Annotated in this window: 13 protein-coding genes; 5 read left to right on the forward strand and 8 right to left on the reverse strand. The window is 57.4% G+C overall.

From position 1 onward, the window contains the following. The first annotated feature begins 541 nt into the window (after window positions 1-541). The 3 genes from ACSION_RS02235 to ACSION_RS02245 all read left to right on the forward strand — a co-directional run bounded on the left by ACSION_RS02235 (window position 542) and on the right by ACSION_RS02245 (window position 4,494). Window positions 542-1,549 carry a TerB family tellurite resistance protein gene (locus ACSION_RS02235; RefSeq protein WP_185894569.1) on the forward strand — a complete coding sequence of 336 codons (1,008 nt, stop codon included), beginning with the start codon at window positions 542-544 and terminating at the stop codon, window positions 1,547-1,549. 206 nt (window positions 1,550-1,755) lie between these two features. Further along, window positions 1,756-2,631: a hypothetical protein gene (locus tag ACSION_RS02240; RefSeq protein WP_435304664.1), complete on the forward strand. Its 876-nt coding sequence runs from the start codon at window positions 1,756-1,758 to the stop codon at window positions 2,629-2,631. A 57-nt stretch (window positions 2,632-2,688) separates the two neighbouring features. Further along, window positions 2,689-4,494, forward strand: a complete 1,806-nt coding sequence (locus ACSION_RS02245) for a GmrSD restriction endonuclease domain-containing protein (protein ID WP_185894567.1) — start codon at window positions 2,689-2,691, stop codon at window positions 4,492-4,494. Between the two features lie 160 nt (window positions 4,495-4,654). Here ACSION_RS02245 and ACSION_RS02250 read toward each other — a convergent pair whose 3' ends face one another. The 7 genes from ACSION_RS02250 to ACSION_RS02280 all read right to left on the reverse strand — a co-directional run bounded on the left by ACSION_RS02250 (window position 4,655) and on the right by ACSION_RS02280 (window position 10,432). Next, window positions 4,655-5,056, reverse strand: coding sequence for a hypothetical protein (locus ACSION_RS02250; protein WP_435304665.1), 402 nt, complete (start codon window positions 5,054-5,056; stop codon window positions 4,655-4,657). A 1-nt stretch (window position 5,057) separates the two neighbouring features. Further along, window positions 5,058-5,930, reverse strand: a complete 873-nt coding sequence (locus ACSION_RS02255; protein WP_435304666.1) for a DUF3553 domain-containing protein — start codon at window positions 5,928-5,930, stop codon at window positions 5,058-5,060. 305 nt (window positions 5,931-6,235) lie between these two features. Further along, window positions 6,236-6,895: a hypothetical protein gene (locus ACSION_RS02260; RefSeq protein WP_435304667.1), complete on the reverse strand. Its 660-nt coding sequence runs from the start codon at window positions 6,893-6,895 to the stop codon at window positions 6,236-6,238. Window positions 6,896-7,538: 643 nt separating this feature from the next. Next, window positions 7,539-8,018: a BPSL0761 family protein gene (locus ACSION_RS02265; protein WP_435306642.1), complete on the reverse strand. Its 480-nt coding sequence runs from the start codon at window positions 8,016-8,018 to the stop codon at window positions 7,539-7,541. Further along, complete coding sequence (locus ACSION_RS02270; protein ID WP_185894563.1) at window positions 7,918-8,775, reverse strand: hypothetical protein; 858 nt, start codon at window positions 8,773-8,775, stop codon at window positions 7,918-7,920. The genes ACSION_RS02265 and ACSION_RS02270 overlap by 101 nt, the downstream gene beginning before the upstream one ends. A 117-nt stretch (window positions 8,776-8,892) precedes the next feature. Beyond that, window positions 8,893-10,203: an Arm DNA-binding domain-containing protein gene (locus ACSION_RS02275; protein WP_185894562.1), complete on the reverse strand. Its 1,311-nt coding sequence runs from the start codon at window positions 10,201-10,203 to the stop codon at window positions 8,893-8,895. Continuing rightward, the gene (locus ACSION_RS02280; protein WP_056881497.1) at window positions 10,196-10,432 is read right to left on the reverse strand and encodes a hypothetical protein; all 237 of its coding nucleotides are present in this window, start codon (window positions 10,430-10,432) and stop codon (window positions 10,196-10,198) included. The genes ACSION_RS02275 and ACSION_RS02280 overlap by 8 nt, the downstream gene beginning before the upstream one ends. 125 nt (window positions 10,433-10,557) lie before the next feature. On the opposite strand from ACSION_RS02280, the gene ACSION_RS02285 reads away from it, so the two are divergent. Continuing rightward, entirely contained in the window at window positions 10,558-10,809 is a 252-nt protein-coding gene (locus ACSION_RS02285; RefSeq protein WP_056881498.1) for a helix-turn-helix domain-containing protein, read from the forward strand. A 79-nt stretch (window positions 10,810-10,888) separates the two neighbouring features. Here ACSION_RS02285 and ACSION_RS02290 read toward each other — a convergent pair whose 3' ends face one another. Then, the gene (locus ACSION_RS02290; RefSeq protein ID WP_260618847.1) at window positions 10,889-11,362 is read right to left on the reverse strand and encodes a very short patch repair endonuclease; all 474 of its coding nucleotides are present in this window, start codon (window positions 11,360-11,362) and stop codon (window positions 10,889-10,891) included. 30 nt (window positions 11,363-11,392) lie between these two features. Here ACSION_RS02290 and ACSION_RS02295 point away from each other — a divergent pair, with 30 nt between their 5' ends. Further along, on the forward strand, window positions 11,393-12,991 hold the full coding sequence (locus tag ACSION_RS02295; RefSeq protein ID WP_202924195.1) for a DNA cytosine methyltransferase: 1,599 nt from the start codon (window positions 11,393-11,395) through the stop codon (window positions 12,989-12,991). Window positions 12,992-12,999: the final 8 nt, after the last annotated feature.

The raw sequence follows: 12,999 nt of genomic DNA on the forward strand, positions 1-12,999 counted from the left end.
AGCGCGAAAAGCATAGCGTTGAGTAGCCGCAATCTAAAGCGCAGGTCTGCCACCATTCTTGCGCATGGACGGATGTGGCGCCACTGCAGGCCCATGCCTATGAGTGAGCGAATCAGGGGTGGCGCTCTGCGCCCATATTTGGACCTCTAGGGGCAAGTGGAGCCAGGAATGAAGTGGGTCGGCGTATCTCGTCGGAGAGTTGAGGCTGGCTCCAGATGCCCGTTGAATCAGCAGAAAATTCTCGGTGTTTGTAGCGAAGAGTTGGCGAAAGAGATCTCGAAATTTGAGACGTGATGTTTATAGAATTGAAAGGCCGCAGCAGACGTCGAGGCAACGGGTAACGACCGTGCCTTATGGGTGCCAAGCAGGGGGGGGCGCCATGTCTTCCACTGCATCTAAATTTTCCAATGGCGCAGCCGATAGTTGATAACATCAGCTGCTATATCGCGTCACCTCTTGGGTTGCTTTAGTAGTGCAAGAGTAGGGCGTGTAGCAATTCCATAAATCAGGGGAGATCATGGAAAGAAGTCTTACGGAGCAGATGCAGGACAAGATCAGCGATGGCCTGCGCGAGGCGCTCGATTCGGTACGTATCTCTCGGAACGAGTACTACCAAGCAAACCCTGACAAAATCCCGGGCCCGGCGGCAATAGACGCCCTGATCCGCGCCGCTGTCACGCAGAACGCGGCGATATCCGGCGCAGCCAGCTTGGTGCCCGGACCGTGGGGCATGTTGGCGGTCGTACCGGAGCTAATGCTGGTAATTAGAAACCAGCTCAAGTTGATTTACGACATAGGCGCCGCACAGGGCCAGAAGGAGATTCCGAACGAGCTGCTGCTGGGCGTTTTTGTCAGTGCAGCTGGCAGCAGCGCGGGCAGTCTTCTCGTCATGCACGGTGGCAAAGTGTTGGTACGGCGTGCTTCGCTGCAGGTAATGCAGAAGATGATCACTTTGCTGGGCGGGCGCATCACCCAGCAGGCGTTGAAATCTGCAGTCAGCAAATGGCTGCCGGGCATCGGCGCGGCTGCGATGGCCGCTTGGACGGGCTACCTGACAAAGAAGATTGGTGAGAAAGCTCGCGAGGTATTCCAGCACGAGATCGTCAACGATCTCGCCACTGGTGACTTGGAGCTGATCAAGCCAGTAGAGCTTGCCGACACCAGTAGTGAAGTTGCAGATATCGAGGCAGATGCCGAAGATCTGCTCGAGTTTTGTAAGCTACAGGTGCTGATCGATCTGGCTAAAATCGATGGGCGTCTCGTCGACGCTGAAAGGCGCTTCATAGACGAAGCACTGGAGAGCCCAGAGCTGAGTGAGCAGCAGCGCGTACGACTGCGTACGTCATTGCTAGGCCATTCAGAGCCTTTGCAAGGTATCGACATGATTGCCGACCGTCCAGACAGCGCGATCGCGCTGCTATCTAACATGATCGCGCTCGCTCGGAAGGACGACGACTTCCATATCACCGAGAAGCTGTACATCAAAAAGGTCGGAGGTCTTCTGGGGTTCACATCGGCGGAGATCGACGAGGTGATTGACGGCGTCTGAGCCACCAGCCATAACTTCGCGCCGAAGGCGCGAAGGCTGCGCGCCGTCTCCATGCTTGGCTGGTGTGGTGTACGTCGCCTGTTGTGTGGCGGGGGAACGGCCAGCCGCACGGTCGCGGCTATGCCGGATGTCGGCTGCTACCTTCGCATTGTCGACCTTTTATAATAGGGCGTCAGGCCTGGGGAGGCCTCAGCTAGGGGAACATGATGCGGTTCAATCGCCCAGTGGTGATGCCCATCCTCGCGATGATGTTCTTTGCGTCTGCAAACGCCCAGGACATCAAGTGTGATCAGGTTTTCATGAACCCCTCGGAGAAGCAGATTTGCGGCTCCGAGGAGCTTCTGCGACAGGACGCGGTGATGGGCGAGCTGTATCGCCGTGTCGAGCCACACGTGGACCAAATCAAGAAGCAGCAACGCGAATTTCGCCGCGGACTAAAGTCGTGCAAGGGTGATGTTCCTTGTTTGGAGAGTTCCTACGGGCGCCGTATCGAAGAACTCAAGCAGGCGATTGATACGCTGCCGGATGCAACTCAAGAGCAGATCGAACAGCTATCTCAGGAGGCTGCTGTCATCGAGGAGCAGCGGAATGAGGATGCGCTTGTGCGCGCCGAACTTGAAGCGGAAATCGCGCCGACGGTTGAGACATCACAAGAGAATGTCGAGACGCCGCCTGACTCTGTAGTTCCGAACCCGGAAACCGTGATCAGCGAAGTCGTGGATGAGACGCCCGACATCGCAAGGGAGAGTGTTGAGTCGCCTTGGTGGTTGAAATGGCTGGGCGTTGGTGCTGCAGGTATCTTCCTATTGTGGTTATGGGGCGTAATCCAGGAGGTATTCGGTCGCTGTCCGAAATGCAAGCAGTGGCGGGTAGCTTCCGTTACTGACAGTGATCAGAGGAGACATACCGAGTATGAGACGAAGACTTTCACCGACGTTCACCGAGACAAGAACTACAACGTCACGGGAAGAACCGAGAAGAAGCGCCAAGTTAGAGTCAATGTCGTGAATACCACTGAGTACTTGAAATGCAGGAGCTGCCAGCATGAATGGTCAAGAAGCCATACTCGTCGTAGCAGCTGATCCGAATTGCCGGAACTCACGTAAGGCCTTCCATTCCAGACAAAAGGTTGCATCTGCGTGACCACTTTTGACAGTACCAAGCTACCGCTCAAAGACCTGCTCAAGGACATCGTCAGCGGAAAGATCCAGCTGCCGGACTTTCAGCGTGGCTGGGTCTGGGATGACGAGCACGTTCGTAGCTTGCTGGTCAGCTTGGGTCGCTCCTTTCCCGTGGGCGCGGTAATGCTGCTGGAGACCGGTGGCTCAGTGCGCTTCCAGGTGCGCCCGGTCGAGAACGTTCCGCTTGACGGGCTATTGGCATCCGAGAAGCTCATTCTGGACGGCCAGCAGCGTCTGACCACGCTCACGCAGGTACTCAAGCTCTCTGGCCCCGTCAAGACTACGACAGACAAAGGCAAGCCAGTAGATCGCTACTACTACATCCATATTCCGACCGCTTTAGCAGGGTCGGATCGGTTGGACGAAGCGATCATTGCCACTGACGGCAGTCGCCAGCAGCGCAGTGACTTCGGTCGAAAGATCGATTTGGACCTTTCTACGCGCGAGCTAGAGTGTCGGCAACTCTACTTCCCCTGCTCGGAGATTCTGGAGGCCATGGAATGGCTGCAGGACCTCTATCAGTACAACGCAGTAGCGGTGCCGCTATTCTTTGACTTTAAGAGGCATGTGCTCGATGTCTTCAACGAGTATCAGATACCGCTTATCGTGCTGAAGAAGGAGACCAGCAAGGAGGCAGTCTGCCTGGTGTTTGAGAAGGTCAATACCGGTGGAGTGCCGCTGTCGGTGTTCGAGCTGGTTACAGCGACCTACGCCGCAGATGCCTACAACCTGCGCGATGACTGGTTTGGAAGCGCACAGAGACAGGTGTCGTCACGCAAGGCACGCTTGGCCAAGGAAGCCATCCTCAAGGGGGTGGAGAACACCGACTTCCTGCAGGCTGTCACGATGTTGCACACCTTTGAGAAGCGGCGGGTTGATTTGGCTGAGGGTAAGATGGGGAAGCAGGTGACCCCTGTCAGCGCCAAGCGAGCCTCGGTGCTGGAACTGCCGCTTGAGGCCTACCAGCGCTGGGCTGACCAGGTAGAGCAGGGATTCCTGCGCGCAGCCAAATTCCTCAGACAAGAGTGTTTCACCTCACCCCGGGATCTGCCTTACAGGACCCAGCTGGCTCCTTTGGCTGCGGTGCTGGCTCTTGTCGGCGCTGATGAGCGCTGGCGCGAGCCGCGCATTCACCAGAAGCTGGCTCAGTGGTTCTGGTGCGGCATTCTTGGAGAACTGTACGGCGGTGCGGTCGAGACTCGCATGGCCAATGATGTGGAAGAGCTGGTGGCATGGATCGAGTCCGATGGCGCGGCCCCACGGACGATCGGTGATGCAGCGTTTCAAGTAGATCGTCTGGCATCTTTGACCTCGCGCCTCAGTGCTGCGTACAAGGGCATCAACGTACTCGTTCTGCGTGAAGGAGCCCATGACTTGTTCTGGAAGTCCCGCATTCGCGATCTGGAGGCAGACGAGGTCGCCCTCGACATTCATCACATCTTCCCGCGTGACTGGTGCGAGAAGCAGGGCATCGCCCGCCGTCGATACGACTCGATCATCAATAAGACCCCCATCTCATACAAAGCGAATCGCATGATCGGCGGCGCCGCACCATCCAGCTATCTTGTCTCCCTTCAAGCACATCGGCAGGTGCAACTTGACGCTGTTGGAATGGATATCCTTCTCAAGAGCCATCGAATCCCGACAGCAGCTTTGCGTGCCGATGATTTTGATACGTTCTACACGCAACGCCAGCAGAATCTGATGAGTCTTATCGAGGGCGTAATGGGCAAGCATTTCTCTTCCGAGACCACCCTTGGTTAGGTAGACGAGCTAACAAGCCCCAAGGGCCGGATACGACTCAAGCTTCGGGAAGATGCTGCGCGGAATCCGCGTTATCGAGAGTGCATTCGATTCCGAACTCAGAGCTCACGTGTCCTTCAGAGCTTGGCAGACGCCCGGCTTGCAGCAGCGAATCTTCTGGTCACCAGAAGGTAGATGGGTCCTGAAGAAACTCCGTTCGCGCGACAGTGAGCACTTGCTGGGGATCTCTGGCCATCACATCTACCGGCCGCTCACTGTCCAGCAGCAAATGTGGAGACATAAACCACTCCACTATGCCCCATGTGTTCTTCCAGACGTGACTGTAGTAGGTCTCATAGACGGCTAACAGGTCGGGCATCTCCCTAATCAAAGCGTTATCCCGAAACTGGAAGTCCGGATAGAGCCACTCATTGATGGGTCGATGCCAAACTGCGAGTAGTCTCCGTTGCTTGCGCCAGACCGTAAGCGTCGCCGCATCAATGCCGAGAGCCGACTGCACTGCCTGCCCCGATAGGTAGTTTCGCGCCAGCTCCAAGCGGTAAGTCGCCGCAGTGGCTGCCAAACTACTCCCCGTCGGCATAAGTACCGGGCGCTATGCACCACATGAAGGACTGGACATCAATCATGTCTCGCGGCTCCAGCTCCGCTAGAGCGTCAAAAAGATAGCGGGAGAAGCCAAGGACAGAGTGATAGGTTCGCCAGTTGAGCTGGGGCGTGTAATTCAACTCGAACCCACATAGCTCAGCCGCGAACCGTGTAATCGTTGGCTTGACGAACATGTACTGGTCGGGGTGGAGGAAGAACGGGAAGTAGGTGGCTGTTGTCCACTTACCAGCACCGATGCCATCCAACACCTTGGCGAACCGAGAGAACCGGCTCTCAAAAGAGTCGTCCCCGTGCAAAAGCCCATGAAGAGCCAGCGAGAAAAGACTTTGCGCCGCTTCGCTCTTCAGGCCGTCCCGGAGGGAGATCTTCTCTCCGGGGTAAACCAGATTCGTGGCATTGATGAGCTTTAGGGCGCGTCGGACCAGCTCGGCGTGATCATCTACCGCCAAGAGTGCGTCGAATGGTTCCCTGCCGAGAAGGTCAGAGGCTTGCCGGTGGGCCTTGTCCTTGTAGTCCCGCTCATGTCTTGCAAACCGCTCGCCCCGAAATCCTTCGGGGAATTGTGCCAGGAATATCTGGATGGACTCCGGCAGGCTCTGATAGCGGATGCCACTGGCGGAGCTTGAGATCCTTAGGTTGTCCAAGACGGGATGTGCTGCTTCGCCTCCTGAGACGCGGAGCGGCGTGACATGCTTCAACGAAAGCTTCTTTTCTCCGGCACCGACAAAGAAGATCCGCACGTGATCCTCGCCGCCCTCCTCGAGTACTTCACCGATACCCCAAGCTGGCATCCCCGGGTGGACCACGCGCTCACCTTTCAGATACTTCATTCACTTCACCTGTTCTGTTGGCCAGTCTGGCTTCTGTGTTCAGTAGATGGAACTTCTTTGCGTGTCAGCCTGAGTAGGTCATAGCGAGTCTCTCAGAGATTGAAGCGACTCCTCGTATCGAAGTAGGAGTTCCTGAAGCACGTAGGCCGAACCGGCAGCGTTCATGAATCTGCCGGTTGTCTCAAACTCCGCATACAGATGAAGCGGTCGCGGGTGCATGGTCCCATTTACAACTGAACCTGCGAAGGCATGCGTTTCCTGAGCCACGAAGAGCGCCAACTCGGCTGTGACGTAGGTAAGTGCCCCTAAGGAAAGGAAGTTGAGTTGGCTGGGGCAGAAAGTGCTGGTGAGAAAGCACTGAACAACGATGAGTTGCGACCTCCATGCGTGCTCTCGGAGAACATCTTCTTGGCCTGCCGATGACGCTCTACCAGTACACGTGCCCGATCTTCTGGAACGCCGCACGCAAGAAGATACTGAGTCATCTTGTCGTACACCTTGCCGTAGCCGATGTGTTTGTTCCAGAAGTCGTTCGTATCATGTGTGCTCGCAAAGGCGCGGCATGTGTCTGCGCTCAATGCCAATGCCATCGCGATCTCGATGTCCTCGACAAAAGTCCGTGCCAGAACCCGCGCCGTCATGTCTTGTCCGATGGCCAGAAGCTCCCTGATCGATAGGATGTCTCTCTTGAGCTTGGAGACCATGACGGCGTAACCCATGAGCTCGCTACTCAAGGGGAACTGATACAAGAACCGTTCGAACTGCACGAAGAACTGGACGCTTTCATCCAGCAGGATGAACCAGGGTTGCAGCTTCTCGTCGATCTTCTTTGATAGCCGAGATCGTAGGTCTAAAAGCTCCTTGGCGATGTCGATGCGGCCGTAGTCCGCAGGGATGACAGCGGCGAGCTGTAGCCGGTCGGCTTTTGTGATCAGATCACTGACAACTGATGGCTCAATTCTCATTCGGTTCCCCTTCCCCAAGAGGATGATGGGTGACGCTTCTCGGCAGATACTAGTGCACGTTCGTCTGGCTCGCGAGTTCCATCCGGTAATGGCCACTAGGCCGGCGTAACCGCTTGAATTAGGGCTTGAACGCGCGATCCACGGTTAGCCCGTGGCTCCGGCTGCGAGGTTTAGGGCGTAGGCATGAACCGCGGCGGTCCTCCCTTGAGACACATACTGCTCGGCGGTAGCGCCTCCCAGCTCGATCAATGGAGCATGGCGAAACCAAGTGACGGCGTGCTCGACGTCCAAGTCACTGAGTTCGGTAAGTACCGCTATGACGCTAGCGGCGTTGCGCATGTAGTTCTGCAGTAGCTCCGACTCCGGAGCATGCGAGATGGCATCTGGCTGAACGTGTGCCAGATCAGCGAGCGTCTCCAAGTCGACATGGAACTGTTCGGCGAACAGTCTCGGAGAAATGGTTCCGTTTTCGCATAGTCCCGCTAGGAAGTTGCTTGATGGCTTATGCGGAGCGGATGTCATTGCCTGTGTACCTTTGAACGAAAGTTTCGGTGATGTTGCTCGACCCGATGGTGTGTTCGATGTATCCGGTTGTCGGGTCCATTCGGTTGCCGTGGCAATGAATGGCTGCCAGCTCTTGAATTTATGGGCCGTCGGGCCAGCTGAGTCTCGTGGAGTGCCTTAGCGGCTCGAAGTCCCAGTCACTCTGTTCGGGAAGTGCTTGTTCCGGTGAGGCCAGCTGAATGCTGAGAACAGACTCGCGAAGGGACTCCGCCAGCCAGGTGACGTCTTCCACAGTAGGGAAATGTCTCACGATCGTTGCGGCCCTCCGCCTGATGGAGACGGGAAGTGCTTCGTCACGCGCAATGTCGACAAGGAAGCTACCTGCCCACAACAGGGATCGGGTTCTTTCATCTGGCATGGTCATGAGATGGCCTTGGAATAGTCGGGTTAGAGCATCGCTTTGGCGGATATCAGGTAGTGAGACCGCGACTGCACCGGTGTCTGGCGGCACAAAGATGTCAGGTAGACCCGGAAGCCCGACGGCGCCGGAGGGCGTCCAAGGAGATGAGGTTGCTCGGGCCATTAGGCTCTTGTCCGTCCAATCCCCCCCAGTGGGCATCAAGCCAGCTTGTATCAGCCAGATGATTGACATGCTCCAGAGTGGAAAGGGCCAGCGGGCTGAGGGAGAGGCGGTACTCGTGCTCCATCAGTTCCCTCAGAACGTCCGCATCCTCTGGATACCCTTGGGCAAGATGCGACATGGATCCATCGATTTGCCTGAGCAGGTGCAAGGCATGCTCGCCATCTGACCATTGCTCCCGCGGCCAAGCCTGCCCTGCGTTTCGAAGCAGGGCGAACGTCATCCCCACGGCGCGCTGAAAGGATGACAACCCCACACCCCACTGGACCAGTTCGGCGTTGATGATGGCTTTCTCCGCCAAGGAGCGGGATTTGCCGTCGATCTCAAGCGCCGTGTTCCAGTAGTTGTAGAACAGCGGCCGCAGGGCAAAGACGTCATGCAGAAGCTGTTGCAGGCCCGGGTGACGGATCTGATCCACCAACGAGCGGAAACGTGCGACCAGTTTCGCGGTGCCTGCGACTTCGGGGATGAGGTCGATGACCTGCAAGGCTGGCTGCCACTGGATCCGGTCAATGACAGAGGTCAACCCCACTGGCTGGCCAAAGGGCTGGATACTCACGGTGCCCGTCAGTACTGAGTCCGTGTTGGCTGCATCGAAGTGATGCCAGGTCCACGCGGCGAGCTCGCCGTCCGGATGGATCACGCGCACCGACTGGAGGCCATCGCCGCTGATCAGGCCTGGTTCGAGAACGGCATCGAAGGTAACGGGGTGGGTGATCAGGGGTTGCTTGTTCATGGGTCTTCCTTGGATGAGTGGCTTAAGAGTGGACTTTTGGGGCGCAGTAGGGCTTCGCCCGACGCAAACATGTTGGAGCGGTCGAAATTGGTGGGTGGCAGCTTGTTGTTGGAGCCGCTACTGCTGTTGCAGCTGGGCGACCAATGCTTCGAGCTGTTTGCGTGTCAGCACCGACAAAGGAGTAGCCGTGCCCTGCGGGGCATCCTTCGTCCGGGGAGTGTTGTTGGTCGGCATGGAGGAGGCGGTGACCAGCCCCGTGAAGGCCTTGCCGTCGTTGCGGGTCAGGTTGGGCACGTAGCGAGAGTAGACCCGGAACAACATTTCCGTATTGGCATGGCCCAAGGTCCGGGCCACCCACTCCGGATTCTCGCCCGAGGCCAGCATCAGCGTGGCCGCCGTATGGCGAGTCTGATACGGCCTGCGGGGTGCCAAGCCCAGATGGCGGAGCAGGGGGTGCCAGACCCGGTTGGTGAAGTTGACCAGGTTGATCGGATCACCGTTGCGCTGTGCAAAGACCCAGCGGCAATCGTCAGAAACCAGTTTCCGCTGTTCCAGCAACGCGGTCCGCACCAAGGGAACCATCGGAATGTCCCGCATCGACCCATCGGTCTTGGTGTTCTCCAACTTCCCTTTGACGATCGACTGGCGGACAAGGATCAGATCCTGCTCAAAGTCGATGTGCTTCCACTCCAGCGCATTGATCTCGCCTGTCCGCATCCCCGTGAAGAAGCGGGTCGCCAGGTACGGATGCCAGTCTTTGCGGACGGTGCCGAGCGCACGGTGGACCTCATCCAGCGAAAGCGGCTGGATGTCTAGCTTGGGTAGGCGCAGCGGCTTGATGTTCCGGAAAGGGGTGAGGAACTCATAGCGCTCGGAGGCCTCGGCCATCAGCATGCGCAAGGGCGTCATGATGTGATTGATCCTCGAGGGAGACAGGGCGCCGCCGCCTTTGCCGGTTTGCTTGCCCAGTTCGGCCCGGAAGGCCAGCAAATCTGCCCGCGTGATTTCAGCCAGCGGCTTCTCACCCAGCTTGGGAAGGATGTGCTGATGCAGGGTCCCTTCAACCGTGTCGGCATGGGTTTGGCGCCAGCGCGGCAGGTTCTCTTGGTACCAGGTCCCGGCGAACTGCCCCAGCGTCGGTGTGGAGGGACCCCTATCCGGCGAGGCATGGCTGCGTGTCGCCACCGCCGTCGGAGTGGCCTGCATGTCGCCGTCAAACTGGCTGGCGCGAGGACTGTCTGGGAAGAACGCTCGGTAATCGAACGTTCCTTTGGCCATCTCGCGCTTGATGCGATTGGCGAAAGTTTCCAAGGTTCGACGGTTGGCTGGTGTGTCCTTCAGGGCGGTCTGCTCTTTGCACCGTTTGCCGCGGAACGAAAAGTCCAAGTAGAGGTTGTTGGTCTCAGGGCGCAAGCGAACCTTAGCCATGTGCCACGCCGCCATTTGCCATTGGGATCAGCGGGGTGTGGGCCGAGGAGGCAGTGTGAATGTCGCGCTCGATGGCCTCCCAGACGAAAAGGAGCTTCCGCCCGCCGAAGGGACGGATGTAGTGGATGCCCTCCAGCAGGACGCTATCTTTGAGGCGGTTGCGGATGGTTCGAACGTCGTAGTGGATGCGTTCCGACAACTGTTCAGTGGTAAGGTAAGTACTGCTCATCAATGCTCTCCTATGCAGATATCCGCTATCACGTGATAGTCAAAATCATCATGAGATGACGATACTAGCTATCGGATGACGAAAAGCAAGATCGTTTGATTATTTTAATAATCGGTATTCAGTCAATGTTAAGATTCAAGTTGCGGGAGCGGATAGCCGACCTCGAGTTCCGAGAGCGGAAGCGAGTCCAACTGCAGGAGATCGCAACCGCCACCGGCTTGAATCGGATGACGCTTTCAAAGCTCGTCAACCAGCATGGAGCAAATGTCCAAACGGACGTGCTCGACAAGCTATGTGCCTATTTCGGATGCCGGATCGAGGATCTGGTCGAGCATGTCCCGGACGAGTTGCAGGGACACTCGGATATCGTCCAGTGAGACGTGTATGGCCTAGGGTCTTGGCCGCGCGGGTGGACGCTGACAGGGGGCGGACATGAGTCTTGGGGCCAGCATCTGCTCAGATGCGGGGAAGAGGGAGTTGGCGACTTCGAACTTTCTGATCAAGTCCCTCGATCTGGATGTTTCCCTTGCCTCGCCCAGCCCATGCGGCGAGCTTGCGGCCGACGGCGTCAGGGTCGCTGCGGACAGCACATTCCCATACGACCGCAACGCGCCAACCGACATCGATCAAGGCGGAAATTGCCGTCTCGTCCCGTTCCTGATTGCGTCGCAGTTTCTCGTCCCAGAAGTCGGGGCGGGTTTTGGGAAGGCGAAAGTAGGGGCAGCCCGCGTGGCAATGCCAGAAGCAGCCATGCACAAACACGACCGTTTTCCATTTAGGCAAAACCAGATCGGGTTTGCCTGGCAGTCCCTTGTCATGCAATCGATATCTGAAGCCGGCTCGCCAGAGCTGCTTCCGCACCCGCAATTCCGGGCCGGTGTCCTTGCCCCGGATACGTGACATCAATGCGGAGCGCTTGTCAGCGCTCATCACGTCAACCATATCGTCAGAGTCCAGATCTTGTCCGCAGCACGTAAACGCAAACGCAGCACCATCGGTGTAATCGACATCTTCGCAGGCCCCGGCGGGTTGGGCGAGGGGTTCAGCGGCTTCGAAACCGTTCCCGGCTCCGGCATGCACCCGTTCGAACTTGCCGTTTCTGCCGAGATGGAGGCATCTGCCCATTCAACCTTGCGTCTGCGCGCGTTCTATCGACTGCTGGTTCGGCAGGAGGGAAGCGTGCCTCGAGACTACTTTGCCTACCTTGAAAAGGTAGCTAAGGGTGAAGCATTGCCGCCCTCCGTCCACTTCGGGGAGGGGAAATGGAAGCCGCTTTGGGATCAGGCCGAAGAGGAGGCCTTGAACCTGACACTGGGTGTGGAAAAAGACAATCGCGCCCTTCTTGATCGGATCGAGGCGGTGAAGGATGAGTTCGAGGAAATGATTCTGATCGGGGGCCCCCCATGCCAGGCGTATTCGCTTGTGGGGCGTTCCCGGCAGAAAAAAGTGAAAGGCTTCAGGAGCAAGGGCACAACGAAGCACTTCCTCTACAAGCAGTATCTCGACATCCTTGCGGAGTATTCGCCCGCCGTCTTCATCATGGAAAACGTCAAGGGCATCCTGACATCGAAAGTCGGGAACAATGAGATGTTCGCGGCCATCATGCGGGATCTGGCCGACCCATCCGCGGCGTTGTCTGGGTCCTCCCGACCAGGCAAGAAGGACAAGCGATACGTTCTTCTGCCCATCCACCTGGATGAAGCGCAGAAGCGAACCACCGAACTGGTAGCGGACAACCCTGCCGCCTTCATCATCCGCTGCGAAAACCATGGCATTCCACAGGCAAGGCATCGGGTGATCATCATGGGGATCCGCGAGGATCTGATGCATCCGGGCGTCGCTACGGTGCCGGGGCTGCCTGTATCTGACAGCGAGATCCCGATCGAAAAAGCGTTGGCAGGCCTGCCGAAACTACGGAGCGGATTGAGTCGACAGCAGGACGATCCGGAGCTGTGGAAATGGGCTATGGAGTCCGAGCGGGATTGGGTGCTAAAGGTTCTTGGGACGAGCATGCCGAATGTCTCTGGGCGGCTCAAGAAGCTGAAGCCATCCCACGGGTTGCCGCGCAGCTCCATCAGATACAGCGAAGGGACGAGTTGCTTTACGGAGAAGCTGCGGAACTCCGACCAGACGGTGGTTCTAAACCATGAAACTAGGGGCCACATGCAGTCGGATCTGGGCCGCTACATGTTCTGCGCGGCCTTCGCCAAGGAGCACAAGCGCTCGCCCTCCAGCGAGGAATTCCCGAAGCGGCTGGCCCCGGATCACAAGAATTGGGAATCCGGCGCATTCGCCGATCGCTTCCGAGTGCAGAGGCAGGAGCGACCTTCAAATACCGTGACCAGCCATCTTTCCAAGGATGGTCACGCCTTCATTCATTGGGATCCAAAGCAATGTCGCAGCCTCACTGTTCGTGAAGCTGCACGTTTGCAAACCTTCCCGGACGACTATCTGTTCATGGGAAACCGGACCCAGCAATACATCCAGGTCGGAAATGCAGTTCCGCCAATGCTGGCGCGTGAAATTGCACAAGTGGTCTGGTCGATCATTAAAAAGTAAGGGGCATT

It is taken from the genome of Pseudoxanthomonas sp. LjRoot125, from assembly GCF_964252705.1.
In the GTDB taxonomy this organism is placed as follows: Bacteria; Pseudomonadota; Gammaproteobacteria; order Xanthomonadales; family Xanthomonadaceae; genus Pseudoxanthomonas_A.